The organism is Qipengyuania sp. HL-TH1 (assembly GCF_036365825.1).
In the GTDB taxonomy this organism is placed as follows: domain Bacteria; phylum Pseudomonadota; class Alphaproteobacteria; order Sphingomonadales; family Sphingomonadaceae; genus Qipengyuania; species Qipengyuania profunda.
The window spans coordinates 2,091,372-2,116,859 of sequence record NZ_CP142675.1 but is presented as its reverse complement, the minus strand read 5'-3'; the positions used below and the strand labels follow the sequence as shown (position 1 = coordinate 2,116,859).

Annotated in this window: 27 protein-coding genes and 1 tRNA gene; 11 read left to right on the top strand and 17 right to left on the bottom strand. The window is 64.9% G+C overall.

Annotated features, from left to right (window positions below; genetic code table 11):
• Positions 1-162: 162 nt before the first annotated feature.
• A complete protein-coding gene (locus tag VWN43_RS10985) occupies positions 163-1,911 on the bottom strand; it encodes a fatty acyl-AMP ligase (protein ID WP_320181707.1) in 1,749 nt (582 codons plus the stop codon).
• A 132-nt stretch (positions 1,912-2,043) separates the two neighbouring features.
• On the opposite strand from VWN43_RS10985, the gene VWN43_RS10980 reads away from it, so the two are divergent.
• The 4 genes from VWN43_RS10980 to VWN43_RS10965 all read left to right on the top strand — a co-directional run bounded on the left by VWN43_RS10980 (position 2,044) and on the right by VWN43_RS10965 (position 4,139).
• Positions 2,044-2,628 (top strand): regulatory protein RecX, encoded by a 585-nt coding sequence (locus tag VWN43_RS10980; RefSeq protein WP_320181708.1) that lies wholly within the window; start codon positions 2,044-2,046, stop codon positions 2,626-2,628.
• Positions 2,625-3,119: a DUF192 domain-containing protein gene (locus tag VWN43_RS10975; protein WP_320181709.1), complete on the top strand. Its 495-nt coding sequence runs from the start codon at positions 2,625-2,627 to the stop codon at positions 3,117-3,119. The genes VWN43_RS10980 and VWN43_RS10975 overlap by 4 nt, the downstream gene beginning before the upstream one ends.
• 85 nt (positions 3,120-3,204) lie before the next feature.
• Entirely contained in the window at positions 3,205-3,603 is a 399-nt protein-coding gene (locus tag VWN43_RS10970) for an NADH:ubiquinone oxidoreductase subunit NDUFA12 (protein ID WP_320181710.1), read from the top strand.
• 2 nt (positions 3,604-3,605) lie between these two features.
• A complete protein-coding gene (locus VWN43_RS10965; RefSeq protein WP_320181711.1) occupies positions 3,606-4,139 on the top strand; it encodes a DUF2155 domain-containing protein in 534 nt (177 codons plus the stop codon).
• On the opposite strand, the gene aat is transcribed toward VWN43_RS10965, so the two are convergent.
• Positions 4,043-4,726 (bottom strand): leucyl/phenylalanyl-tRNA--protein transferase, encoded by a 684-nt coding sequence (gene aat / locus VWN43_RS10960; RefSeq protein WP_320181712.1) that lies wholly within the window; start codon positions 4,724-4,726, stop codon positions 4,043-4,045. The genes VWN43_RS10965 and aat overlap by 97 nt on opposite strands.
• A gap of 85 nt (positions 4,727-4,811) precedes the next feature.
• On the opposite strand from aat, the gene VWN43_RS10955 reads away from it, so the two are divergent.
• Both VWN43_RS10955 and VWN43_RS10950 read left to right on the top strand, forming a co-directional pair.
• Positions 4,812-4,887 (top strand) — tRNA-Trp (locus tag VWN43_RS10955).
• Positions 4,888-4,939: 52 nt separating this feature from the next.
• Entirely contained in the window at positions 4,940-5,830 is an 891-nt protein-coding gene (locus tag VWN43_RS10950) for an LOG family protein (RefSeq protein ID WP_320181713.1), read from the top strand.
• Here VWN43_RS10950 and thiD read toward each other — a convergent pair.
• Genes thiD through glmM form a run of 3 tightly spaced genes read right to left on the bottom strand, consistent with a single transcriptional unit; the run spans position 5,812 to position 8,200 of the window.
• A complete protein-coding gene (gene thiD / locus VWN43_RS10945; RefSeq protein ID WP_320182087.1) occupies positions 5,812-6,630 on the bottom strand; it encodes a bifunctional hydroxymethylpyrimidine kinase/phosphomethylpyrimidine kinase in 819 nt (272 codons plus the stop codon). The genes VWN43_RS10950 and thiD overlap by 19 nt on opposite strands.
• Positions 6,631-6,638: 8 nt before the next feature.
• Positions 6,639-6,863: a DUF1272 domain-containing protein gene (locus VWN43_RS10940; protein WP_320181714.1), complete on the bottom strand. Its 225-nt coding sequence runs from the start codon at positions 6,861-6,863 to the stop codon at positions 6,639-6,641.
• Positions 6,863-8,200, bottom strand: a complete 1,338-nt coding sequence (gene glmM, locus VWN43_RS10935) for a phosphoglucosamine mutase (RefSeq protein ID WP_320181715.1) — start codon at positions 8,198-8,200, stop codon at positions 6,863-6,865. Before glmM ends, VWN43_RS10940 begins: the two co-directional genes overlap by 1 nt.
• 174 nt (positions 8,201-8,374) lie before the next feature.
• On the opposite strand from glmM, the gene VWN43_RS10930 reads away from it, so the two are divergent.
• A complete protein-coding gene (locus tag VWN43_RS10930) occupies positions 8,375-8,986 on the top strand; it encodes a superoxide dismutase (RefSeq protein ID WP_320181716.1) in 612 nt (203 codons plus the stop codon).
• Positions 8,987-9,043: 57 nt separating this feature from the next.
• Here the strand turns inward: VWN43_RS10930 and VWN43_RS10925 are convergent, their stop codons facing one another.
• Genes VWN43_RS10925 through VWN43_RS10915 form a run of 3 tightly spaced genes read right to left on the bottom strand, consistent with a single transcriptional unit; the run spans position 9,044 to position 11,077 of the window.
• Positions 9,044-10,222: an AI-2E family transporter gene (locus VWN43_RS10925; RefSeq protein ID WP_320181717.1), complete on the bottom strand. Its 1,179-nt coding sequence runs from the start codon at positions 10,220-10,222 to the stop codon at positions 9,044-9,046.
• Positions 10,223-10,280: 58 nt separating this feature from the next.
• Positions 10,281-10,886, bottom strand: a complete 606-nt coding sequence (locus VWN43_RS10920; RefSeq protein ID WP_253522160.1) for a sigma-70 family RNA polymerase sigma factor — start codon at positions 10,884-10,886, stop codon at positions 10,281-10,283.
• Complete coding sequence (locus VWN43_RS10915; protein WP_253522162.1) at positions 10,886-11,077, bottom strand: NepR family anti-sigma factor; 192 nt, start codon at positions 11,075-11,077, stop codon at positions 10,886-10,888. Before VWN43_RS10915 ends, VWN43_RS10920 begins: the two co-directional genes overlap by 1 nt.
• 228 nt (positions 11,078-11,305) lie before the next feature.
• Here VWN43_RS10915 and VWN43_RS10910 point away from each other — a divergent pair, with 228 nt between their 5' ends.
• Positions 11,306-12,937, top strand: a complete 1,632-nt coding sequence (locus VWN43_RS10910; protein WP_320181718.1) for a CHASE domain-containing protein — start codon at positions 11,306-11,308, stop codon at positions 12,935-12,937.
• Between the two features lie 89 nt (positions 12,938-13,026).
• Here the strand turns inward: VWN43_RS10910 and VWN43_RS10905 are convergent, their stop codons facing one another.
• Entirely contained in the window at positions 13,027-13,818 is a 792-nt protein-coding gene (locus VWN43_RS10905; RefSeq protein ID WP_253522164.1) for a response regulator, read from the bottom strand.
• Positions 13,819-13,961: 143 nt separating this feature from the next.
• Here VWN43_RS10905 and VWN43_RS10900 point away from each other — a divergent pair, with 143 nt between their 5' ends.
• Complete coding sequence (locus VWN43_RS10900; protein ID WP_253522165.1) at positions 13,962-14,708, top strand: Crp/Fnr family transcriptional regulator; 747 nt, start codon at positions 13,962-13,964, stop codon at positions 14,706-14,708.
• Positions 14,709-14,940: 232 nt separating this feature from the next.
• On the opposite strand, the gene VWN43_RS10895 is transcribed toward VWN43_RS10900, so the two are convergent.
• Both VWN43_RS10895 and VWN43_RS10890 read right to left on the bottom strand, forming a co-directional pair.
• Complete coding sequence (locus VWN43_RS10895) at positions 14,941-15,372, bottom strand: response regulator (RefSeq protein WP_253522166.1); 432 nt, start codon at positions 15,370-15,372, stop codon at positions 14,941-14,943.
• A gap of 126 nt (positions 15,373-15,498) precedes the next feature.
• Positions 15,499-16,662 carry an N-acetyltransferase gene (locus VWN43_RS10890; protein ID WP_320181719.1) on the bottom strand — a complete coding sequence of 388 codons (1,164 nt, stop codon included), beginning with the start codon at positions 16,660-16,662 and terminating at the stop codon, positions 15,499-15,501.
• Between the two features lie 147 nt (positions 16,663-16,809).
• On the opposite strand from VWN43_RS10890, the gene VWN43_RS10885 reads away from it, so the two are divergent.
• Complete coding sequence (locus VWN43_RS10885; protein ID WP_320181720.1) at positions 16,810-17,907, top strand: fatty acid desaturase family protein; 1,098 nt, start codon at positions 16,810-16,812, stop codon at positions 17,905-17,907.
• A gap of 37 nt (positions 17,908-17,944) precedes the next feature.
• Here VWN43_RS10885 and VWN43_RS10880 read toward each other — a convergent pair whose 3' ends face one another.
• From VWN43_RS10880 to VWN43_RS10855, 6 genes are all read right to left on the bottom strand, one after another.
• Positions 17,945-18,463 (bottom strand): GNAT family N-acetyltransferase, encoded by a 519-nt coding sequence (locus tag VWN43_RS10880; RefSeq protein WP_320181721.1) that lies wholly within the window; start codon positions 18,461-18,463, stop codon positions 17,945-17,947.
• The gene (gene lptG / locus VWN43_RS10875; protein ID WP_320181722.1) at positions 18,460-19,557 is read right to left on the bottom strand and encodes an LPS export ABC transporter permease LptG; all 1,098 of its coding nucleotides are present in this window, start codon (positions 19,555-19,557) and stop codon (positions 18,460-18,462) included. Before lptG ends, VWN43_RS10880 begins: the two co-directional genes overlap by 4 nt.
• 9 nt (positions 19,558-19,566) lie before the next feature.
• Positions 19,567-20,787, bottom strand: a complete 1,221-nt coding sequence (locus VWN43_RS10870) for an LptF/LptG family permease (RefSeq protein WP_253522173.1) — start codon at positions 20,785-20,787, stop codon at positions 19,567-19,569.
• Positions 20,788-20,870: 83 nt separating this feature from the next.
• Complete coding sequence (gene clpS / locus VWN43_RS10865) at positions 20,871-21,233, bottom strand: ATP-dependent Clp protease adapter ClpS (RefSeq protein WP_253522175.1); 363 nt, start codon at positions 21,231-21,233, stop codon at positions 20,871-20,873.
• A 208-nt stretch (positions 21,234-21,441) separates the two neighbouring features.
• The gene (locus VWN43_RS10860; RefSeq protein ID WP_320181723.1) at positions 21,442-22,191 is read right to left on the bottom strand and encodes a phasin family protein; all 750 of its coding nucleotides are present in this window, start codon (positions 22,189-22,191) and stop codon (positions 21,442-21,444) included.
• Positions 22,192-22,297: 106 nt separating this feature from the next.
• Complete coding sequence (locus VWN43_RS10855) at positions 22,298-24,163, bottom strand: PHA/PHB synthase family protein (protein ID WP_320181724.1); 1,866 nt, start codon at positions 24,161-24,163, stop codon at positions 22,298-22,300.
• Between the two features lie 135 nt (positions 24,164-24,298).
• Between VWN43_RS10855 and VWN43_RS10850 the strand changes: the two genes are divergently transcribed.
• Positions 24,299-25,486 (top strand): LL-diaminopimelate aminotransferase, encoded by a 1,188-nt coding sequence (locus VWN43_RS10850; protein WP_320181725.1) that lies wholly within the window; start codon positions 24,299-24,301, stop codon positions 25,484-25,486.
• The last annotated feature ends 2 nt before the right edge of the window (positions 25,487-25,488 follow it).

The window sequence follows — 25,488 nt, the reverse complement described above, 5'->3', positions numbered from 1 at the left end:
GCGCAGATCTCTCCAAGCGGCTATAATCCTGTATTAGGGTGGCAATACACGATCTTCAAGCGCGCAGTCGCGCGGCGCAGCGATAGTGCCGCGCCGAAGGCGGCAAGCGCAAGGCAATTCTGCCGGTGGTCCGTCGCGCAGAGGGCCGCGTTGGCGCAGGCCTCAGGCGGCGAGGTCGAGCGGGACGATTTCGCCCGCAAGATACTGTTTTTTCGCCTTGGCGCGGCTGAGCTTGCCCGAACTGGTGCGCGGCAGCGTGCGCGGCGGGACCAGCTCGACCACGCAGCTCATCCCGGTGACGCCGCGGACCTTGTCGGCGATCTGGTCGCGCAGCTTGATCCGCTCGACCGGGTCGGACACACGGCAGTGCACCAGGACGGCGGGGGCTTCCTCGCCCGCCTCGGTGTCGATCGAGAAGGCGGCGATGTCGCCATGGTTGAAGCCCGGCAATTGCTCGACCGCCCATTCGATGTCCTGCGGCCACAGGTTCTTGCCGTTGATGATGATCATGTCCTTGGCGCGGCCGACGATGAACAGATAGCCATCGCCCATGTAGCCCATGTCGCCCGTGTCGAGCCAGACGTCCCCATTGTCTTTGGCGACGAGGCAGTCGGTGGTCGCTTCCTCGTTGCGGAAATAGGAATGCATCACGCTCTTGCCGCGGCACCAGACCTTGCCGATCTGGTGGTCGCCGCGCAGCTGGTCGTTCTCGCCGCGGATCTCGACTTCCATGCCGGGGATCGGCTTGCCGCAATTGACGATGGCGCGGTAGCGCGCGGGCTTGGACAGGTCGCGCGGGCGGCCCGAGAGGCGTTCTTCCTCGACCAGTTCGACGCGGATCCCTTCGCCCGGCGGCATCACCGTCACCGCCAGCGTCGCTTCGGCGAGGCCGTAGCTGGGATTGAAACTGTTCGCCTGGAAGCCCGCGCCGGCGAAGGCGTTCACGAAGTTCTGCATCACGTCGGGGCGGATCATGTCCGCGCCATTGCCCGCAACGCGCCAGCGCGACAGGTCGAAGCGGTCGGCAACGCTGCTCTGGCTGGAAATCCGGCGGGCGCAGATGTCGTAGCCGAAGGTCGGCGAATAGCTCAGCGTGGTGCCCTGGTTGCGGCTGATCAGGTCGAGCCAGGCCAGCGGACGGCGCGCGAAATGTTCGGTGCGCAGGTAATCGACCGATACCTGGTTGGCGACCAGCGACAGGAAGCAGCCGACCAGCCCCATGTCGTGATACCACGGCAGCCAGCTGACCACGCGGTCGTTCATGCCGATTTCCATCGATTCGGCATGACCGCGCAGATTGTGCAGCAGCGCTTCATGCGTGACCGCGACCCCGGTCGGGAAGCGAGTCGAGCCCGAGGAATACTGCAGGTAGCAAATATCTTCGGGCTGCGCTTCGGGCAGATCGACCGGCGGGGCCGGGCGCTGCGCGAAATCGTCCCAGCTTTCGCCGCCGCAACCCTGCCGGTCGGCCGCGGCCTTGGCCATTTCGGCGATTTCGCCCGGATAGATCAGAATTGTCGGGTCCGCGCTCTTCAACTGGACCGAAAGCTGCTCAATATAGCTTTCCTTGCCGCCGAAGGTCGTCGGCAGCGGCAGCGGCACCGGCCAGGCGCCCATCAGCGTGCAGGCGCAGAACAGCGCGGCGAATTCGGGGCTGGTCTCGGCCACCAGCGCGACGCGGTCTTCCTTCCCGATCCCCATCGCCACGAGCCGGTAAGCCGCTTCAAGCGCATCCTCGCGCATTTGCGCATAGGGGTAGACGCGTTCGAGCGTCCCGCGCATGTCGTGGAAATTGAGACCCTTATCGCTGCGCGCAGCGTAGTCGATAGCCTCGTTGAAGGTCGCGAAATCGGAACGGCGACGCGGTAGGTCGCAGTCGTTCGGCGTCGGCGTCAGTGCGGCGTCGGTCATAATTATCGGCGATACCCGTGAATAGCTGGGGCCTTGCGGCTTCCCTCATTGCTTGATGTCTCACACGATCCGGAAGATCGCGCGCTCTCCCACGTTTCCCAATCTTAAAGGAGTGTGGCAGGAATATGGCCGATGGATGATGAACGCGCAACATCGGGCCGCACCCGCCGCCGGGCAAAACCGCTTGATCGCACGCGGCTGGAGGAGCTGGCGGTGGCTTATGTCGCGCGCTTTGCGACCAGCGCAGGCAAGCTGCGCACCTATCTCCAGCGCAAGCTGCGCGAACGCGGGTTCACCGAAGACGAGGAACCCGATCTCGACAGGCTGATCGCGACATTCGTCGAGCGGGGCTATGTCGACGACGAAGCCTATGGCCGCGCCAAGGCGGGCGATCTGGTGGCGCGCGGCTATGGCGCGCGGCGGGTCGATCAGGCGCTGCGGTCCGCCGGGATCGACGAGGATTTGCGCCATTCGCTCGAGCCGGGAGAGGCGCAGAAGCGCCAGGCGGCGCTGGTACTGGCACGCAAGCGCGGCTTCGGGCCGTTCGGGCAGCAGGCAGACATGGGACCCGAGGAAGCGCGCAAGCTACGGGAAAAGCGGCTTGCCGCATTGGTGCGCGCGGGCCATGATTTCGACATAGCGCGGCGCATCGTCGAGGCGCGCACGGTCGAGGAGCTTGAGGAATGGGTCGCAGAAGCACGGGACGAGGAGCAGTGAAGCGCCTGGCCGCGATGGCAGGGCTGGCCGCGCTGCTGGCCTGTTCACCCCAGACGCAGGCCGAATCGTCCGCCGAGCCCGCCGGTGCGGGCGTCGAGACGGCGACGACGCACCCGATCTCGGGGCTCAAGGTGATCCCGCTGACCGTCACGACCGAAAATGGCCAGATCGCGATTGCGGCGGAACTGGCCGATACGCCCGAAGCACAGACGCGCGGGCTGATGTTCCGCACCGAGCTCGGCGATCACGAAGGCATGATCTTCCCCTATGACGGGACCACCGCGCAAAGCTTCTGGATGAAGAATACCCCGCTTGCGCTCGATATCATCTACATCGGTCCCGATGGGCGCATCAGCAATATCGCCGCGATGACCGAGCCTTATTCGCTCGAACCGGTCTATTCGGTCGGCCCCGTGCTCGGCGTGCTCGAATTGCGTGGGGGCCGCGCGGAAGAACTGGGCATCGCCCCGGGCGACCTGGTCGAATGGTAGGGATCACGCACGAGCGGAAGCCCAAGTGCGCGGTTGCGCACGGCGGCGCTTGAGGCCCGGCAAATAAACGGCTAATCGCGCGGCCATGAACATCCTCGGCAAGATTTTTACCTGGTGGGACGGCGCCACGATCGGCACGCTCCTGTGGTCGTCGCGCAATGGCGAGCAGGTTGGCACCGATGCGCAGGGCAACGCCTATTACCGCTCGAAGAAGAAGAGCGGTGACGGCCGCGAGCGGCGCTGGGTGATCTATGAGGGTGCCAATGATGCCAGCCGCGTGCCGAGCGAATGGCACGGCTGGCTCCACGGCTCGTTCGACGACGTACCCGAAAGCAATCTGCCCGCGGCGCGGATCTGGGAAACCGATTACACACCCAATGCTACGGGTACGGCGAGCGCCTATCGCCCCGCCGGTGCGCTCGAGCGCGGCGGCAAACGCGCCCGCGCGACGGGCGATTACGAAGCCTGGTCGCCCGAGGCGTGACGATGCGCGGGGCGCTTGCCCTCCTGGCCACGGCGGCGCTGGTCGCGGCCTGTGACCAGCAAGCGGACGCGCCCGCCGATGCGACCGCGACCACTATTCCCGAGGAACTGCAGCAGGGCGAATTGCCTGCGCGTCCCGCCGCCGAAGCGGGTCTGGGCACGCCGATGGCAGAGCGTGTCGCCACGCTCGGCCTGCTCAACAAGCGCAACAATGTCAGCCAGGACCTCGAACTACGCCCCGGCGAGCAGCAGCGGGTCGGCGATGTGATCGTCCGCCTGCAGGCCTGCGAGCGCACGGCGCCGTGGGAAATGCCCAAGGAAACGGGCGGTTTCGTGCAGGTGCTGGTCAAGGAACGCGGGACCGAGGACAATTTCCGCAAGGTCTTCTCGGGCTGGCTGTTCAAGAACTCGCCCAGCCTCAACGTGGTCGAACACCCGATCTACGACGTCTGGATCAAGGACTGCGTGATGGATTTTCCGGGTGAGGAAGATGCGCCGAATCGCGCGACGACATCGGGCAACGCGGCCGCCGGATAACCCTCCAGCCGGGCCATCATCTGCATATATTGCGCCTGGCTGACCGCCACTGCGCCCATGGTCGCCAGATGCTCGGTCATGAACTGGCAGTCGAGCAGCGCATAGCCCGCCTCGCGCATCGCCGCGACCAGCCACGCCAGCGCCACCTTGCTGGCATCGGGCGTGCGGCTGAACATGCTTTCGCCGCAGAACACCCGGTCGAAACCGACGCCATACAGCCCGCCGACCAGTGCGCCGCCCTGCCAGCATTCGATCGAATGCGCATGCCCTGCCAGATGCAGCGCGTTGTAGCTGGCCTCGATCCGGTGGCTGATCCAGCTTTCGGCATGTTCCTCGCGCGGGGCGGCGCATTCGGCGATGACCCCGGCGAAATCGGCATTGCAGGTGACACGGAAGCGATCCTGCCGCAGCGTCTTCTTCAAACTCTTCGACAAGCGGAAGCCATCGAGCGGGATGATCGCGCGTTCGCGCGGCTCGACCCAGTAGACTTCGGGATCGCTGCGATGGTCGGCCATCGGGAAGATTCCCCCGCGATAGGCGCGCAGCAGCAATTCGACGGGTATCCGGGATGTGGCGGGGGCGTGCATCGCGGAGCATCTTAGCACTTCCATGCCTCGGGCGATATGGACCTTGCCAAGTGTGATTGGTGCCCCTAATGCGCGCCCTTCCTGCAGGGGTGTAGCTCAGCTGGTAGAGCATCGGTCTCCAAAACCGAGGGCCACGGGTTCGAATCCTGTCACCCCTGCCATTTCTTCTTCGATGACTTGTCGTTGCCGCAAGCGCGGCCTATCGCGCGCCAGATGACAGAAGATGAAAAGCGCCGGCGCGGTATCGAAGACCGCAAATTCTACGCCGCCAAACAGGAAGCCCGGTTCGAAAAACAGGGCCTCGAATCCCATACCCCGCAGACCGAGCATCCCAGCTACAAGCTGGCGTTCCAGGATACGGACTTCCTCCTGCGCGAGGAACTGCGCCCGGTGCGCTTCCAGCTCGAATTGCTCAAGCCCGAAATGGTCCTCGACGAGGCCGGGGTTGGCTCGACGCTGGTGATGTATGGCAGCGCGCGGATCCCGCCTCCCGAAGCCGCAGATACCGCGCTCGAAGGCGCCAAGGACCTGCCCGAGGAAGAGCGCAAGATCGTTGAAAGCCTGGTCGCCAAGTCGAAATATTACGAAGAAGCGCGCAAGCTGGCCAAGATGGCGACCGAGAAGTCGATCATCGAAAACGGCAAGCGCCAGTTCGTCGTGTGCTCGGGCGGCGGTCCGTCGATCATGGAAGCGGCCAATCGCGGCGCCAGCGAGGCGGGCGGCGAATCGATCGGCCTCAACATCATCCTGCCGCACGAACAGGCGCCCAACCAGTATGTGACGCCCTATCTCTCGCTCAACTTCCACTATTTCGCGCTGCGCAAGATGCACTTCCTGCTGCGCGCGCGTGCGGTCGCGGTGTTCCCCGGCGGGTTCGGCACGTTCGACGAATTCTTCGAACTGCTGACGCTGATCCAGACGGGCAAGATGAAGCCCATCCCGATCCTGCTGTTTGGCAAGGATTTCTGGTCGCGCGTGGTCAATTTCGAAGCGATTGCCGAAGAAGGCACGATCTCGAAGAGGGATCTCGAGCTGTTCCGCTGGTGCGAAACCGCTGAAGACGCATGGGAATATTTGTGCGACTTCTACGATCTGGGTTGCTGATCGCGCTCGCTGCGATTGCGGACCGCGTGATGGCCCAGCGGGCCTGATCCCTCGCCGAAACCGGGCGCCTGCTCGATCGCGGCATGGGTGAAGGCGCGCGCAATGCGGATCGCGTGGGTGAGCGGCTGGCGATAGCCGAGCATGGTCGCCAGCGCGGCGGATAGCGTGCACCCCGTCCCATGCGTGTGCCGCGTTTCGATCCGCGAATGCGCGAAGCTGGCGTATTTGCCGCTGGGGGAGGCGATCCGGTCGACCACCTGCGTTTCGTCCCCTGCATGCCCGCCCTTGGCGAGCACCTGGACCCCGTGCCGGTCGGCCAGTTCCTTCGCCGCCTCGAACATGTCCCCGTCCGCGATGTCGGGGCGGCCGGTGAGCGCCTCGAGCTCGGGCAAATTGGGGGTAACGATGGTGGCGATCTCCATCAACGCGGCGAAGCCGGCAATCGTCGCCTCGTCCGCGAGCACCGATCCGCTGGTAGCGACCATCACCGGGTCGAAGACGATCGGGCCGGCGAATGTGTCGAGCCGCTCGGCGAGCAGCCGCGCGGTTTCGGGCGAACCCAGCATGCCGATCTTGATCGCATCGGCGCCGATGTCGGACAGGCAGCTCTCGACCTGCTGCAACACGAATTGCGGCGACAGCGCCTCCACCCCCTGTACGCCGCATGTGTTCTGCGCCGTCACCGCGGTGATCGCGGTCATTGCATAACCGCCCAGCATGGTGATGGTTTTGATATCCGCCTGGATGCCCGCGCCGCCCGAACTGTCGGAGCCGGCGATCGAGAGGATACGCGGGGTCATTGCGTCGCTCACCCGGCGAACTTCCGTTTCGTGCCGGGCGGGAATTTCTCGTGCAATTGTTTCGCGCGGGTGGGGCGGTCCATCAGCTCGCCGCTGCAATTGGGACAGACATCGTCGAGCACTTCGGCGCATTCGGTGCAGAAGGTGCATTCGAAGCTGCAGATGAACGCACCGGCGTTTTCGGCCGGAAGGTCGGTCCCGCAACGTTCGCAATCGGGGCGCATTTCAAGCATCAGGCGGCCTCTTTCACAGCAGCGCAAATCCGGTCGACCACCGCCTCGACCTGCGCGGCATCGTCGCCCTCGGCCATGACCCGGATGACCGGTTCGGTCCCCGAGGGGCGAATGACGAGGCGGCCCTTGCCGGCAAGCTCCTGCTCGGCATCGGCAATGACCTGTTTGACCGTGTCGTTCTCGAGCGGCGTGCCGCCGGCATAGCGCACATTCTTGAGCAATTGCGGAACCGGGTCGAAGACGTGCAGCAATTCGCTGGCGGGCTTGCCCGAACGCACCAGGCTCGCGAGCACGCGCAGCGCGGCCACCGTACCATCGCCGGTGGTGCCGTGATCGGTCAGGATCATGTGGCCCGATTGCTCGCCGCCGACATTGAAGCCGCCTTCGCGCATCCGCTCGAGCACGTAGCGATCGCCGACCTTGGTCCGTTCGAGCGTCAGGCCGAGACCGGCGAGATACCGTTCCAGGCCAAGGTTCGACATAACCGTGGCCACCACGCCGCCGCCGGTCAGGTCGCCGCGCGCCTGCAGGCGGCTGGCGATGAGGCCCATCAGCTGGTCGCCATCGACCGTCCTGCCCTTCTCGTCGATCACGATCAGCCGGTCGGCGTCACCATCGAGCGCGATGCCGATGTCGGCGCCTTCCTCGACCACGCGCGCCTTGATCGCGTCGAGCGCGGTGGACCCGACGCCGTCGTTGATATTGATGCCATCGGGCGCGACGCCCATGGCGATGACCTCCGCGCCCAATTCCCAGATCGCGCTGGGGGCGACCTGATAGGCCGCGCCATGCGCGCAGTCGACCACCACCTTCAGCCCGTCGAAGCGGATGTCGCTTGCCACCGATTGTTTCACCGCGTGGATATAGCGGCCCCGCGCATCCTCGATCCGGCGCGCGCGGCCGATCCGGTCGGGCTGGACGAGCAACGGTTCCTGTTCGAGCAGGCGTTCGATCGATGCCTCGGCCTCGTCGGACAGCTTGAACCCGTCGGGTCCGAACAGCTTGATGCCATTGTCCTCGAACGGGTTGTGGCTGGCGGAGATCATCACGCCCAAATCGGCGCGCATCTCGCGGGTCAGCAGCGCGATCGCCGGGGTCGGCAGCGGCCCGGTCATGATCACGTCCATGCCGACACTGGTGAAGCCCGCGACCAGCGCGCTTTCCATCATATAGCCCGACAGGCGCGTGTCCTTGCCGATCACCACCCGGTGACGATGCCCGCCGCGAAGGAAATGCGTGCCCGCCGCCTGGCCCACGCGCATGGCGGTGGCGGCGGTCATCACGCCCTCGTTGGTGCGTCCGCGGATGCCGTCCGTGCCGAAGAATTTGCGTGCCATCTGCGGGCGGTCTCCTTGTGTCGGCTCCCCCATGGCGCGATTGGCACGCGAATAAAAGCCTGCCCGCCCCCCTTTTCGCGTACAATATCGGCGCTATGTGCAACCACGCGCCCATCGCGGCGTTAGGGATACGCGTAGGAAACTGATTCACACCAACCCAAGAGGGGACATTCCATGGCTTTTGAGCTGATCGACCTGCCTTACGACGACACCGCGCTGGAGCCCGCCGTGTCGGCCAAGACGCTGTCGTTCCACCACGGCAAGCACCACAAGGCCTATCTCGACAAGACCAACAAGGCGATCGAAGGCACCGACCTCGAGGGCAAGGATCTCGAAGCGGTGATCGCTTCCGCACGTGACAACGACCAGGGCCTGTTCAACAATTCGGCGCAGAGCTGGAACCACGGCTTCTACTGGCATTCGATGGCGCCGTCGGAAACCAGCCCTTCGGACGAGCTCAAGAGCATGATCGACGATGTCTTCGGCTCGGTCGACGGGGTGAAGGAAAAACTCGCCGAGCGTGGTGCGGGCCATTTCGCAAGCGGCTGGGTGTGGCTGGCCATCAAGGATGGCAAGCTGACCATCGAGGAAACGCATGACGGCGACACGCTGGCCGATCTCGACGGGGTGAACCCGCTGCTCGTGATCGACCTGTGGGAACACGCCTATTACCTCGATCACCAAAACGCGCGTCCCGCCTATCTCGATGCGGTCAACGGCAAGCTCAACTGGAGCTTCGCGAGCGAAAATCTCGCACGCGGCACGACCTGGAAATATCCCGGCTAAGCCGCACGGCAGCTGATGAATACCGGGCCCGTCGCCAGCAATGGCGGCGGGCTCTTGCTATGGGGCGGGCGTGTCGGCCTTGTCCGCTTCGTCGAACAGGCTGGTCGCGAACAGGGGTTCGCCGAAGATGAAACCGACGAGGTTGGGGCGGCCGATATGGTCGAACAGCGCAGTCAGCATCAGCAGGATCGGGACCGACAGCAGCGCGCCGAACACGCCCCAGATCCAGGTAAAATAGGACAGCGCGATCAGGATCATCACCGGGTTCATCGTGAAGCGCGCGCCGAGGATCGACGGGGTGATGAAATTCGCCTCTACCGTATGCAGCGCAAGATAGGCGGCCGCGGGCACCAGACCGAGCACGATCGTTTCGGTCGTTCCGATCCCGAACAGGCCGAGCAGGGCGACCATCACGATCGGGCCGACATAGGGCAGGAAATTGAGCAGCGCGGCCAGCCCGCCCCACATGATCGGCGCATCGACGCCCAGCGCCCAGGCGCCCAGTGCGACCACCAGCCCGACCATCGCATTGATCCAGCCCACCGTGAGTATATAAGCCGCGACCCGGTCCTGCACTTCGCGGATCACGCGCGCGGCCTTGATGCTGGTGCCGAAGCTGGCGCGGCCGAACAGCAGCCGCTGGCGCAGGCGGACGCGCGCTTCGATCATGAAATAAGCCATCAGCAGTGTCAGGATCGTCTCGATGATTAGGCTCGGCGTGGCGAAGGCGACCTGTTCGAGCAGGCTGGGCGCGGCCAGCACCACTTCGCGCGTGCCGTCACTGTTCATCAGCGCGCCAAGCTGTTCATTGAGCGCGGCGACCCAGGCGAAGCGCTCGCGCAATTCGCCGAAGCGCGCCATCACGCCCTGCGCCATCGCGGGAACATCGTCGAACAGGGCGACCGCAGGTTGCAGGATCAGCGCCAGCGCGAGCAGCAGGATCGCGAAGAAGAACAGCAGCGCGGTGAGCGAGGCCAGGGCATTGGGCAGGCCCCAGCCGTTGAGCTTGTCCGCCAGCGGCGACAGGATCACGGTCAGCACCAGCGCGGTGACCACCGGCAGGAATACCACCGAGCCGATCGACAGCACGAAGGGCAGCGCGAGAAACAGGCCCAGGCCGATCAGCAGGACCAGCGACGAAATCAGCCGCAGCTCCTGTTCGGCAAAGGCCAGCCTGCGCGACCGGCGCGCGGGGGCGGGCGGGGCGCTGTGTTCGGAAGGCTGGGTGTCGCTCATCGCAATCTATCTGCCTTGCGCGGCAAATCCTGACAAGCGGCGCAGCGACGAAGTTATTCTATCTGCGGCTGCCACCCTGGCCTGCGGCGACTTCGTCTAGTTCCTCGAGGATCGCGCGGTGGGCGGCGTGGTCGTTGATCGAGCGCTTGGGGATGTTCCCTTCGGCGAGCATCGAGTTGAGCGCCGCGCGGGCGCGCCCGACGCGGCTCTTGATCGTGCCCACGGCACAGTCGCAGATGGTCGCGGCTTCCTCGTAGGAAAACCCGCCTGCGCCCACCAGCAGCAGCGCCTCGCGCCGTTCGGGCGGCAGCGTCAGCAGCGCGCGGTGCATGTCGGACAGGTGGATCGGTTCCTCCTGCCCGGCCGGCGCGGTCAGCACGCGTTCGGCGACCGTCTCGTCATATTCGCCGCGGAAGCGGTTGCGCCGCATGTCGGTGAGATAGGCGTTGCGCAGGATCACGAAGGTCCAGGCGCGCATGCTGGTGCCGGGCTGGAAGCGCTCCTGCGCCGCCCAGGCCTTGAGCAGCGTTTCCTGGACCAGATCGTCGGCCATGTCGGCGCGTCCGCACAGGCCGCGCGCGAAGGCGCGCAGGTGCGGCACCACCTCGGTCAGCTCGCGTTTGAAATCGGCTGCATCGGATGCCGTCCGTTCCCCGGCGGCCATCAGGACTTGGCGTCCAGCTGGTCGAGCAGGTTCTGGAAACTGTCGGGCAGCGGTTCTTCGACCACCGAATCGTACAGCTGCCTGAGGCCATTGGCCCAATCGGGGTCCTTGCCGCGGCCACCTGCGCCGGAACTCGGGGGCGGTCCGCCGGCGGTCGACCGCTGCGGTTTTTTTGGTGTGTCGGACTTCATGACTTGAAAGGTAGTACCCTCTTATGGTTCTCGCTAGGGGCTGTACCCGCTAGCGAGAGCGACGATCCCGGATGTGCTTCGCACAACGCACGGATCATATGCGGGTTCCCGCAAGTTGCAAAATGGAACCAAACCCGCCGCGCGGCATAGTATAACGCCGGGTAAATCGACAGGGACAAGAAGCTGGTCAGCGAAGAACTCCAACGCAAGGGACGCCGACGGCGCTGGTTGATCGATTATCCGCGCGGTATCCCGGTGCTGATTTTCATCCTCGTGACCGGCATCACCGTGCTCAGCGTGTTTGCGATCGAGCGGGGCGAGAAGCAGCGCGATGCCGCGGATGTCGCGCGCAAGGCGCAGGCGATGACCTCGGCGATCGAGCGCCGTGCCTATACCAGCTCGGCCTATCTGCGCGCAGGCGCAGCGCTGCTGTCGACGCAGGACGAGGTGACGCCAGAACTGTTCCGGCGGTTCGTCTCCGAATTGCGGCTCGATGCCAATTATCGCGGTGCGGAGGGGATCGGCTGGGCTCCGGTTATCGAGGCGGGCGAGGTCGAGCTTTTCGAGAACCGTCTCGGTGTCAGCCGGGTCGAGGAAAAGCGCGTTTCCCCCACGCTCGAAGAGCAGCCGCGCGACATGCTGACGCCGATCCTCTATCTCCAGCCCGACACCGTCCGCAACCGCCGCGCGCTGGGTTACGACATGTATGCCGAACCGATCCGCCGCGCGGCAATGGATCTGGCGGCGGCCAACGACCGCCCGACCGCAAGCGGCCCGATCGTGCTGGTGCAGGAAGGCGGCGGCAAGGAGGCAGGCTTCCTCATCTACATGCCGGTCTACGAAGGGCTCAGCAATACGCGCGGGCTGAAGGGCTTCATCTACAGCCCGTTCAACGCCACCCAGTTCCTCGATTCGGCCGGCGAGCTGGTAAGCTATGACGCGGTCGGTGCGCGGCTGCTCGATGGCGAGACACCTGCACGCATGTCGATGGCGCAGAGCGAGGGGTGGGTCGAAGGGCGCTCCGCCGTAACCCGCGAGGTCAATCTCGCCAACCGCGCGATGGTGCTCGAAGTGCAATCGACGCGCGAGGCCGGGCTGTCCTCGATGTCGATGATTACGCTGCTGTTCGGTCTTGCGGTCGCCAGCCTGCTGATGCTCGTCTCGCGCCTGCTCACCCAGCAGACGCTGGAAGACCGGCGGGCGATCAGCTGGTTCGAGGAGCAGAACTCGATCCGCAATTCGCTCACCCGCGAGCTCAACCACCGGGTCAAGAACACGCTCGCCAACGTGCTCTCGATCGTCTCGCTGACTCGCCGCCGGTCAGACGACCTGGATGAATTTGCCGAAGGGCTCGACGGGCGTATCCGTGCGCTGTCCGCCACGCACGACCTGCTGACGCAGTCGGAATGGGGGACCACGCCGATCCGCTCGGTGATCGAGGTCGAACTGGCGCCCTATGTGCGCGACGAGGATCACACGCTCGAGCTGGACGGACCGCATACCGAGCTTGCGCCCAATGATGCGCTGTCGCTGGGGCTGGCGATCCACGAACTGGCGACCAATGCCGCCAAATATGGTTCGCTCAGCATTGCCGGGGGCAGCGTGTCGGTGCGCTGGAGCCAGCTCAACGATACGCTGGCCAAGATCGAATGGATCGAAAGCGGCGGCCCGCCCGTCGGCAAGCCGCAGCGGCGCGGGTTCGGCACCGACCTGATCGAGAAGATCGTCGCGCATGAACTGCGCCACCCGGTCGAGCTCAAATTCGATCCCGAAGGCGTGCGCTGCACGCTGATGGTCCCGGTGCGCGAGCCGAGCGAATTCGAATTGCGGCGCAAGGGCCCCGGCGGCCGCAGGAACTGACCGCCGCCACGTCGCAAACGACAAAGCCCGATACGAAAAACCCGGACCTTGCGGCCCGGGCTTTCCCATATTCAATTGTCGGCTGACGCTCAGCCCAGCGGGCGGCTCGATCCGAAGAACAGCGCCTGGCTGATCGCGGCGCGGACCGTCTGTTCCTGGAACGGCTTGGTGACGAGGTAGGTCGGCTCGGGCCGGTCACCGGTCAACAGGCGTTCGGGATAGGCGGTGATGAAGATCACCGGGACGCTGCTGATGGCGAGGATATCGTCCACCGCATCGAGGCCCGACGAACCATCGGCCAGCTGGATATCGGCCAGCACCAGCCCGGGCGTCTTTTCCGCGACCACTTCCTGCGCCTGCGTACGCGTGGCAGCAGTCCCGCAGACTTCGTGGCCGAGCGAGGACACCAGGTCTTCGAGTTGCATCGAGATCAGCGGCTCGTCTTCGATGATGAGCACGCTGGTCGACGATTCACGGTCGATCTCGGAAATGGCTTCCTGCGCCAGGCGCTCGATGTCGTCGGCAGCCATATCCATGATTTCCCCCGCCTGGTCGGACGAGAAGTCCTCCAGCGTGGTCAGGAGCAGCGCCTGGCGGTTGAGCGGCGTAACCGATTTCAGCCGGTCCTGCGCGGCGCCTTCGTGGCGGTCGTCGCCGACGTTTTCCGGAACATCCAGATAAGCGCTCGACCAGACTTTGTTGAAGGCCCGGTAAAGCGGCACGCGGCCGCCTTCGAGCGATTGTTTGAGTTCGCTATCGGCCAGAGCGGCTTCAAGCGTGGCACGGACAAATGCGTCTCCCGTAGCCTGCGAACCCGTCAGCGCGCGCGCATAGCGGCGGAGGTACGGCAAGTTACGAGCAATCTGATCACCAAGTGACATTTAGACCCCTTCCTTAAGGTGCGCGCTTCTAACGTCCCGTGGGGCAGTAGGTTCCAAGTCGGCGGCCTGCAAGCTGCGGTTTGACAAACCCGGTTGTTGGGGCGCATCCCGCGCGCAATTCGCTGCCTCAAGGAGATCGTGCGTTGCACGAGATTGCCGATCCGATCGCCTGCCGGAACTGCCCGCTCCAGTCCTGTCCGGGCCTGAGAACGCTGGAAGAGCATCAGCTCACCTATATGCAGCGGTTCAAGGACGGCGAGGTCGGGCTCCTGCGCGGCGATACGCTGATCGAGGAGGGCACCGCGCACGACCGGCTCTATACCGTGCTCGACGGGGTCCTGATCCGCTCGCGCACGCTCGCCGACGGACGGCGGCAGATCCTCAACTTCATGTTCCCCGGCGATCTCGTCGGCTTGCAGGGCGCGTTCGATGCCCCGTCGAACCATGCGATCGAGGCTTTGGTGGATGCGCGGCTATGCCGCTTCAAGCGCGGCGATTTCATCGACCTGATCTCGGAGCACCCGCGGCTGGGCTACGATATCACCTGGCTCGCCGCGCAAGAAGAAGCGGCGCTGGAAGGGCATATCGTCTCGCTCGGCCAGCGCAGCGCGCGCGAGCGGGTGACCTATCTGGCGGTATGGTTGCTCGACCGTGCGCAGGCGACCTGCCTCGCCGGCGACCAGAATATCGTCTCGCTGCCGATCACGCAGGCGCAGATCGCCGACATGCTCGGGCTGTCGCTGGTGCATACCAACCGCACCGTGCGCCAGCTCCACCGCGAAGGGCTGGTCGACTGGAAATCGCGCACAATTCATGTGCCCGACCTCGCCCGGGCGGCCGACTTCGCGCAATTCGATCGCGAAAAAGAGACGTGCAGGCCGTTCATTTGACGCGGTTTTTTGCAGGTCCCAAAAAAAATGGACCGGCGTGGGAACCCTCTTTTTGGCGGCGCGTATTCTCTATGTCACCGCCGAGACCCCCCCTCCCGTCCAAGCGGCTGGTGATACGATCCCGAAAGGCCTCCGTTGCACTGCAACGGAGGCCTTTTTTCTGTCCGGCGCCTATCTTCGACGACAGCGCGGTCTTCCGCATGCGGGCTGAAATCGGGAAAAGGATGGGGTTTTAGCGCAGCGCGCCGCGCAGGCGCGAGATGATCCCGCGCCGTTTAGGTTGCCGCAGCACATCGATCAGCACTTCGGCATCATAAGGCTTTTCCAGCGTACAGCCGAGTGCCGCGATATCCTTGGGGATGTCCTGCGGCGCGCCGGTCGAGAAGATGATCCGCGGGCTGTTGGGGCCAAGCGTGCGGACCAGCTCGGCAATTGCCCAGCCATCGTCGCGATCGGCGAGATGGACGTCGAGCACGATCGCCCCGGGCCGTTCCTGCCGCAAATGCTGCATCGCCTGTTCGGTGGACGAGGACAGCGCGACCTGCGCCACGCCCGCATCGAGCAGCGCCTGTTCCAGAACCATGCCGAGGACAGCGTCATCCTCCACCACAAGCACGTGGTCCGGCAATGTCTCGGCTGAGACCGTCTGGGAAGGCTGCGTCATCGGTTCTCGCATGGCTCCGCGACAAGGATGCCGCGTCTGTTCTGCCAACGGGACAAGGCCTTGCACAGTTCCCGGCGCATGGCGTTCAGGCGTGGACCGTGGCGCAATTGCGACAGAAGGCCGGGATCAGGTCGCCAGCGCCTTGCGGTAGATCGCATATTCGCGGTTGACGCTGCTCTGGATCGCATCGGCGATGGCCTTCATCCCCTGGTTGTCGTCGAGGATCCAGCCGATCTCGGCCCGCGTGGTGGCGTATTTCGTGGTCGCGGTTTCGCGGATCTGGCTGATCATCATGAAGGCCAGCTGGCTCGCCAGCCGCGAATTGTGCAGTTCTCGCCGCACCCCCATCAGCGGCACGCGCATGCCCGCGCCCATCGGCTTGCGCATCCAGCGCAGCAGATGGAACCAGCCGAACGGCAGCAGCCGGCCCTTCACCTTGCGCAGCACGCCGTTCACGTCGGGAAAGGTCAGCATGAATGCCACCGGCTTGCCGTCGAGTTCGGCGACCATGTTGAGTTCGGGATGGATGATCGGCTTCAGCTTCTTGCCGGCATAGGCGATCTCGGCATTGGTGAAGGGCACGAAGCCCCAATTGTTCGACCATGCATCGTTGAGGATGGTCAGGAGGGTCTCGACCTCCTCGTCCCAGCGCGAAATGTCGATCGGGCGCACGGTGATGCGGTCGTTGCGCTGGCCCGACTGCACGATCCGCTGGATCAGCGGCGGAAACCCGTGCGTCACATCGAGGTGGTAGGTCAGCAGCGTCTTCTCGCGGATATATCCGGCGCTTTCGATCCAGTGCTGGTATGCCGCCGGATGGTGCCCCATCATGATCATCGGATCGTGATCCTGCCCCTTCACCAGCAGGCCCGGTTCCTCCCAGATCGACATCGAAATCGGCCCGATCGCGCGGTCCATGCCCTGGCCGCGCAGCCAGTCCTCGGCCGTGCGCAGCAGCGCATGCGCAACCGCCTCGTCCGCGGCGTCGAAATAGCCGAACATGCCCGCGCCGGGGCCGAAACCCTGTTCGCGCGGCAGTTCGAGCGCGAGATGGTCGATATGCGCCGAAATCCGCCCCACCGCCGTGCCGCCGCGGCGCGCGACGAACAATTGGTGCGAGGCGTGGCCGAAGAACGGGTTCTTGGCAGGGTTGACCAGTTCGAGCTGTTCGGAGCGCAATTGCGGCACCGCATGCGGCTCGCGCGCGGCAAAGGCGCGGCCGATGTCGACGAATTCGGCCCGTCCCGACTTGCCCTCGACCGGTTCGACCACCACATTCCCGTCAGACATTCACGCACACTCTCGTTCAGCTTGGATTAGCCCTGTGTGCGCTAGCTGTTCTTTGTCAAGGAAGCCAAGGCAGCGATCACTATGATCGACAGCGCGCGCTGTATCGCGCGCGTGTTTTCGGCTAGGGGCCTCCCAGGAAATTCGATTATGACCGTGCAACAAACCAGCATTTCGAGTGCCGACCTGCTTTCGCGCCGCGACGCGGGATCGGGCTGGCATGCCCAGATTCCCGATGACAAGACGATGCTGCGTGCCGCGCGCGACCTGACCAAGGACATCGCCGCGCACCGCGCCGACATCTACTGGCCCGACATGGTCGGTTCGGCGCTGGTCGGCTATGGCGCACTGGCTGGCGCGATCCTGACCGGCAGCCTGCCGCTGGCGATCCTGCTGGCGGGCGTCGCGGTACTCGCGCTGTATCGCGCGCTGCTGTTCATCCACGAAATCTCGCATTTGCGGAACGGTACGCTGCCCGGCTTCCGCACCGCGTGGAACGTGCTGGTCGGCATTCCCATGCTGACCCCGTCCTTCATGTATGAAGGCGTCCACACGCTGCATCACAAACGCACGCAATATGGCACGATCGAGGATCCCGAATATCTCCCGCTCGCGCTGATGAAGCCGTGGAGCCTGCCGCTCTTCGTACTGGTCGCGCTGCTGGCACCCGCAGCGCTGCTGCTGCGCTTTGCCGTGCTCGTCCCGCTGGGCGCGATCGTCCCGCCGATCCGGCGGCTGACGTGGCAGCGGCTGAGCGCGCTCGCGATCAATCCCGAATTCCGCCGCCGTCCGCCCGAAGGCGATCTGCGCCCGCGCGTGTTCTGGCAGGAAGTGGGCGGCATGGTCTGGGGCTGGGCACTTATTGCCAGCGTGTTCGCCTTCGGCTGGAAACCGCTGCTGGTGGCCTTCGCGGTCGCCGCGGTAGTCGCGCTGCTCAACCAGCTGCGCACGCTGGTCGCGCATCTGTGGGAGAACGAGGGCGAGGCGATGACTGTCACCGCGCAGTTCCTCGACAGCGTCAATGTCCCGCCGCCCGGCCGGATCGCCGAAATCTGGGCGCCAGTGGGCCTGCGCTATCATGCGCTGCATCACCTGATGCCATCGATGCCCTATCACTCGCTGCCCGAGGCGCATCGCCGCCTGGTGGGCGAGCTGGCGACCGATTCGAGCTATCACGGCGCGAACCATGCCGGGATGGGGGTGCTGGTCGCCCGCATCGCGCGCAACACCATGCGCCCGCGCGGCTGATCCCGCGCTTCGCCGGTATCGCCCGGCGGTCGGCCTGTCAGCCGAGGAAGTGGATCATCGCGATGCGCCGCTCGGCGGGCAGCCCGGCCTCGATCTCGGCGGCGATTTCCTCGGCCAGCCGGGGATGCGCGGCCAGGTCCTCCACTTCGACAAAGCCGATCCGCGTGTAGAACGGTCCGTTCCACGGCAGGTCGCGGAAGGTCGTCAGCGTCACCGCGCGGAAACCCGCATTGCCCGCATCGATCAGGCAGGCGCGCAGCATGACTGCGCCGATCCCCTGGCCCTGGCAGTCGGGGTGGACATCCATCTCGCAGATATGCAGTTCGCGGCCGCACGGCTGCGTGGCAAGGAAACCGACGATCCGGTCACCCCTTTCGGCGACCAGGCAATGGCCGCGCGCAATCAGTCGGCGATAGTCCGCGGCGGAGCGAACCGCATCGAAATCGATTTCCGTGCAATCGGGATCGCCCGCGAACAGCACTGCGGCGGCGCGTTCGACAGCGGGGAGCGCTTCGGCATCCTCGCTTCGCGCCAGCCGAATCGAAAACTCGCTCATTCCTCGGTGCGGATGAGCACCGTCTCGCCGATCAGCAGGAACAGGAAGAACGGCGCCCATGCCGCGAGCGAGGGCGGGTAGCCGCCGAAACTGCCCATCGCGAGCGCGGCATTGTCGATCACGAAATAGGCAAAACCCAGCGCCATCCCGATTACCGCGCGCACGAACAGCTGGCCCGACCGCGCCAGCCCGAAGGCGGCGACCGCGCCCAGCAGCGGCATCAGGAAGGCCGACAGCGGCCCTGAAATCTTGTGCCACCACTTGGCGCGCAATTCGGAAGTCCGCCGCCCCGCGCGCTCGAATTCGGCGATCGACTGGGTCAGCGTCCAGAAGGGTTCGGTATCGGGGTCGATCTTGGCGAGGTCGATCTGGTCGGGGGTCAGTCCTTCGCCCACCACCATGGTGGAGGGCCGTTCGGTCACCGCATTCTGCACGCTGAAGCGGGTGATCCCCTCGAGCTGCCAGCCGGGGCGGGCATAGCGCGCGGTATCGGCCTGCACCTGTTCGACGATCATCCCCTCGGCATTGCGCTGGTACCAGGTGACCTTGCGCATCGCGATCGCGTCTCCCGTACCGGCAAGATAGGCGGCGGTGAGGATATTGCCGTTATCGGTCAGATAGATATTGGTCCGCACCCGGCTGTCGGTCGGGATGGGGCCGAAATCGACCGCTTCCCACGCCTTGAGCGTTGCGGTGGCGCGGGTAACCACGCGTTCGTTGAAGCCGAAGGTGACCAGCGAGACGATCCCCGCGGTCAGCAATAGCGGCGCCAGCACCTGGTGCGCGGACAGCCCCGCCGCCTTCATCGCGATGACCTCGCTGTTCTGGTTGAGCGTCACCAGCGTGATCAGCGTTGCCAGCAGCACAGAATAGGGCAGGAAGCGCGAGATCAGCTGCGGTATCCGCAGCCCCGCATAGGTCAGCAATTCGCCCTGCCCGTTACCCGGAACGGCGAGGATTTCGCCGCTGCTCGAAAGCAGGTCGAGCATCATCAGCACCAGCACCAGCACGAACAGCATGGCCGCGATGCGCACGGCAAAGAGCTTCGCCAGATACAGCGTCAGCGTGCGCGAGGGAAAGAAGTCGAGCTGCATGGGTTCCTGCTATTCGGCGGCCGCGAGGTCGATCTTGAGCCGCCGTCGGCGGAACAGCCGCCCGATGCGCTTTGCGACCTTGTCGAACCAGATTTCCAGCGCCCCGATCGCCTGTCCGCCGGGGACATGCGCCACGCGCCAGTACATCCACCCGATCAGCGCGGCAAACAGCAGGAACGGCCCCCACAGCGCAAGGAACGGGTCGAGCCGGCCAAGCGCGGCGATATCCTCGCCGTACTGGTTCACCTTGTGATAGGCGACCACCATGATGATCGACAGGAACACGCCGAGCGCGCTGGTCGATCGCTTGGGCGGCACGCCCAGCGCCACGGCGAGCAGCGGCAGCAGCGCCATCATCACCACTTCGACCAGCCGGAAGTTGAAGCTCGCCTGGCTGGCATCGCGTTTGTCGTCGGGCTGTTCGTCGCTCCACCCGACGCGGAGCAGTTCGGGCAGGATATATTCGCGCTCGGCATCGCCGCGGTCGCGGAATTGCTCGATCGCGGGCAGGTCGATCGGCAGATCGTGACGGGTGAAGGTCAGCACCCGCGGCGTCTGGCTGCCCGTGTCCTGGACGATCGTGCCATTGGTCAGCCGCAGGATGATCGTGTCGGGGCTGTCGGTAGTGGCGAGGAAGGCGCCTTCCTTGGCGGAGATCGACAGCACCTGGTCCTGGTCGTTCGCCACGCGCGCGAAGATGCCCTTCAGGCGGCGCCCGTCGTCTTCGCTTTCCTCGATCCGCAGCGCCATGCGATCCGCCAGCGTGGTGAACTCGCCGACCTTGATCGAGGCGCCGAGCGCGCCCGAGCGCAGCTCGTATTCCATCTGCTCGTAATAATAGCGGCTGACCGGCTGGATGAAGAACACCAGCGCGACATTGACGATCATCAGCACTGCAGTGATCGCGTACGGCACCCTCAGCAGCCGCCCGTAGCCGAGCCCGACCGCGCGCAGCACATCGAGCTCGCTCGATGTCGCCAGCTTGCGAAAGGCGAGCAGGATGCCGAGCAGCAGGCCCAGCGGGATGGCGAGGCTGGCATATTCGGGCACCAGCGCGATCAGCATCTTGAACACGACCCCGACGGGGCCGCCCTCGATCGCGACGAAATCGAACAGCCGCAGCATCTTGTCGAGCACGAGCAGCGAAGCGGCGATGGCGAACACCGAAAGCATCGGCACGATCACGAGCCGGAAGATATAGCGATCAATGGCGGGCAGGAATCTGAGCAAGGTGTCGCCGGTCAGTTATTTTCGCCGGACGCCCTAGCGCGCTTTTCGGCGCAGGTCATGCCCCTTGTGCCGCGCCGCGCGGCTCAGGCTTTCTCGAGCGTGCACTGCAGCGGGTGCTGGTTCTGGCGCGCGAAATCCATCACCTGGTGCACCTTGGTTTCGGCGACCTCATAGGGGAAGATCCCGCAGATGCCGACGCCCTTCTGGTGGACATGCAGCATCACCCGGGTCGCCTCTTCCATATCCATCTTGAAGAAGCGCTTGAGCACGATCACCACGAATTCCATCGGCGTGTAATCGTCATTGAGCAGCAGCACCTTGTACTGGCTCGGCTTCTTGGGCTTGGCGCGGGTCTTGGTGGCAATGCCGACCTGACCCTCGCCTTCGCGCGTGTCGTCATTGTCGTCGGCAGCGCAGATCGGGAAGGGGGGCAGAATCTCGGTCATTGCGGAGCCCAATATCGTATCGCATCGCCAAATCGCAAGCCGCGAGCGGCGCGCGCTGCCGATTGCGCGCCCGGAACCGCGCGCGGCGAGGGCGGAGAAGGATAGAAAAAGGGCCGGATGGCAAATACCATCCGGCCCACGGTATCCAATTTCACCGAGCGAGGGAGAGAGGAGAGAGCCCGGCGGAATTGAAGCTGGTTGACGCCGTTCAGGCGGCCTTGCCGACCTTTTCGGCAGCAAGGCTCATGCGGTTCGACATCGGGGCAAACGCCTCGTTGACGAGCTTGAGCATGGTTTCGGTGTTCTTCGACGTGGTCGAGACCATCGCGTCGAAATTGCGGCGGGCAATCTCGCCCTGCAGCTGGAACATCTCGGTCGGCGACTTGATCGCGGCGAACTTCTTGACGTCGTCCTGCGTGGTCTCGGCAACCGACTTGGCTTCCTCGACACAGGTACGGCCCATGTCCTGGATGCCGCTGGCAAGGATCTTGCCCGATTCCACGAGCGCTTCGAGATTGCCCTTCTGGAAGGCGACGGCTTCCTTGGTCATCTCGGTGCCCTTGTCATAGGCCGACTTGACGCGGGCCTGCATGTCGGCAGCCAGTTCCTGGGCCTTGGCGGTGTATTCGGTGGTGGTGTCGGTCTTGGCGGTGGCCATGATGGTTTCCTTCAACTGGGGGATCGGAGTGGTCGGGGCGGCAGCGGCCTTCGCGGGGGCAGCCTTGGACGTCGGGGCAGCGACCGGCTTCTTCACCGGGGCGGCCTTCTTGGCGACGGCCTTTTTCGGGGCGGCTTTTTTCACCGCGACCTTCTTCGGCGCCGCTTTGGCGGGCTTCGCAACCGCCTCGGCGACCTTTGCGGTATTCACCGGGGTTGCCTTGTCCCCATCGACGGCCTGCGCGACCTTCGTGGTGCTCACCGTGGCGGCGGCATCGATCTTGCTCGGGCTCTCGGCCATGGGGAAACCTCACTTTTGTTGCAGTGCACAAAATAGGCATTGCAACCGCGAAGTCAAGCAGATTTTGTGCAGTGCACAATAAAGTGGACCGGCGCGTTTGTGCGCGTTAGCGCGTGGCGACGTAGCGTCCCGGCGCGTCTTCGATCACCGTGTCGCCGCGCCCACCCGGCTTGCGCTTGCCCTTGGCGGGCACCGTCGCGCCATCCTGTTCGCGCAGCCACTCGATCCAGTCGGGCCACCAACTGCCCTTGTGTTCGGCGGCGCCTTCACGGAATTCGCCCAGGCTGCGCGGCGCGGCGTCATTGGTCCAGTACTGGTATTTCTGCGCCGCGGGCGGGTTCACCACCCCGGCGATATGACCCGAGCCGGCGAGCACGAATTTGAGCGGGCCAGTGAAATGGTCGGTGATCCGCCAGACGCTTTCGGCAGGGGCGATATGATCTTCCTTGCCGGCCTGGATATAGCTCGGCGTTGCGACTAGCCCCAGATCGATCGGGGTGCCGTCGACGCTCAGCGCATCCGCTTCGACCAGCCGGTTGTCGCGGTAGAGATCGCGCAGATATTGCTCGTGCCACTTGGCGGGAAGGTTGGTCACATCGCCGTTCCAGTGGAGCAGGTCGAAGGCCGGGTAATTCTCGCCCAGCAGGTAATTGTTGACCACGTAGTTCCAGATCAGGTCGGTGCCGCGCAGCAGGTTGAAGGTCGCCGCCATGTACCGCCCGTCGAGATAGCCATCGGCGGTCATCGCCTTGACCACGCCGAGTTGCGGATCGTCGACGAAATTGAGCAGCTCGCCCGCTTTCTCGAAATCGACCTGCGCGGTGAAGAAGGTCGCGCTCGCGACCTTGTCCTGCTCGCCGCGGCGGTGGAGCAGCGCAAGCGTGGCAGCGAGCGTGGTCCCCGCCACGCAATAGCCGATCGCGTGGACCGCGGGCACGTCCAGCCGCGCGCGGATATGGTCGATCGCATCGATCTGCGCGCGGACGTAATCGTCCCACACCACGTCGCGCATGCTTGCATCGGCCGATTTCCAGCTGACCATGAATACGGTGACGCCCTGTTCGACCGCCCAGCGCACGAAGCTTTTCTTGGGGTTGAGGTCGAGGATGTAGAAGCGGTTGATCCACGGCGGGAAGATCACCAGCGGCGTTTCCATCACCGTGTCGGTGGTCGGCGAATACTGGATCAGCTGGTAGAGCGGGGTTTCGTGCACGACCTTGCCCGGCGTCACGGCGATGTTCTCGCCCAGCGTGAAGGCGCTGTCGTCGGTGTGGCTCAATTGCCCGCGCCGCAGGTCGGCGAGCAGGTGCTCCATGCCGCGCACCAGATTGTCGCCACGCGTCTCCAGCGTCCGCTCCATCACCACCGGGTTGAGCAGCGGGAAATTGGACGGGCTCGCCGCCTCGGTGATCGTCCGGGTGGTGAAGCGCAGCTGTTCGCGTTTCTCGTCCGACAGGCCCTCCATGCGGTCGACCATCTCGGCAACGCGTTCGGCGAGGAAGAGATAGGTCTGGTGGATCAGCGCATAGGCGGGGTGCGCGCGCCAGCGCGGGTCGGCAAAGCGGCGGTCCGAACGCGGCAGGTCGGGGTCGCCCTCGGCCACCGGTTGCCCCTCGGGGCTGAGCCCGTATTGCCCGAGCACCTGCTGCCACAGCGCCATGCCTTCCTGCATCAGCGCCTGCTGCCGCGCGGGATCGGCGAGCGGCATCTGGCGGTACCAGTCATCGGCCATGCGCATCCAGCGCGCCGGATCGAAATAGGCGGCGAAGGCCTGCGGATCGCCCAGCTGCTCGGTCTGGTATTCGAGCCACATGCCCTGCAGCTTCGTCCCGACTTCGGCCCAGTGCTGCATGTCTTCGGGTTTCAGCGCCGTGCCGGTGGTCGCTTCGGTCAGCGGCGCGAACAGCGCGCGCGCGAGTTTGGCCGGGGCTTCGAACATGTTCGTGAAGGGATCGGGGCCGTCGTCGGTCATCATCGCTCCTGCCTGCTGCCAAGCGTCTGTTGGGGGGACGATAGGATATTCCGCCGCCGCATGCACGCGTGCCGATTGCACCTGCATGATGAATAGGTAATCAGTGTGACTCGCCTACAGCCCGAAAGAGCCACGATGTCCGACGAATTCTACCGTATCAAGCGCCTGCCGCCCTATGTCATCGCCGAAGTCAACGCGATGCGGCATGCGGCGCGGCGCGCGGGACGCGACATCATCGATCTCGGCATGGGCAATCCCGACCATCCGCCGCCGCAGCATGTGATCGACAAATTGTGCGAAGTCGCCGGCAAGCCCAGCGCGCATGGCTATTCGCAATCGAAGGGAATCCCCGGCCTGCGCAAGGCCCAGGCCAATTACTACGCCCGCCGGTTCGAGGTCGAACTCGATCCCGAAAGCGAGGTGGTGGTGACGATGGGGTCGAAGGAAGGCCTGTCATCGATGGCCACCGCGATCACCGCGCCGGGCGATGTCGTGCTGGCGCCCAGCCCGTCCTATCCGATCCACACCTTCGGCTTCATCATCGCCGGGGCGACGATCCGCAGCGTGCCGACCACGCCCGACGAATATTACTGGAAGGCGCTCGACAACGCGATGGCCTATACCGTGCCGCGGCCGACGGTGCTGGTGGTCAATTATCCCAGCAATCCCACCGCCGAAACGGTCGATCTCGCCTTTTACGAACGGCTGGTCGCCTGGGCGCGTGAGAACAAGGTCTGGGTCCTGTCCGACCTTGCCTATTCGGAGCTCTATTACGACGGCAAGCCGACCCGCTCGATCCTCGAGGTGCCCGGCGCGAAGGATGTCGCGGTGGAGTTTACCTCGATGTCGAAAACCTATTCGATGGCCGGCTGGCGGATGGGCTTCGCGGTCGGCAACCCGACGCTGATCTCCGCGCTGTCGCGGGTGAAGTCCTATCTCGACTACGGCGCCTTCACCCCGATCCAGGCGGCCGCCTGCGCCGCGCTCAACGGCCCGCAGGACGTGGTCGAGGAAAACCGCGCGCGCTACCAGCACCGGCGCGACGTGATGGTCGAAAGCTTCGCCCGCGCCGGCTGGGACATTCCCTCGCCGCCCGCCAGCATGTTCGCCTGGGCCAAGCTGCCGCCGGGCTTCGAGGAAATGGGCAGTCTCGAGTTTTCCAAGCAATTGCTCGAGCATGCCGATGTCGCGGTCGCGGCAGGCGTCGGCTATGGCGAGGAAGGCGAAGGCCATGTCCGCATCGCCATGGTCGAGAACGAGCAGCGCATCCGCCAGGCCGCGCGCAACATCAAGCGGTTCCTCGCCGAGCACGCGCGCCGCTAGCG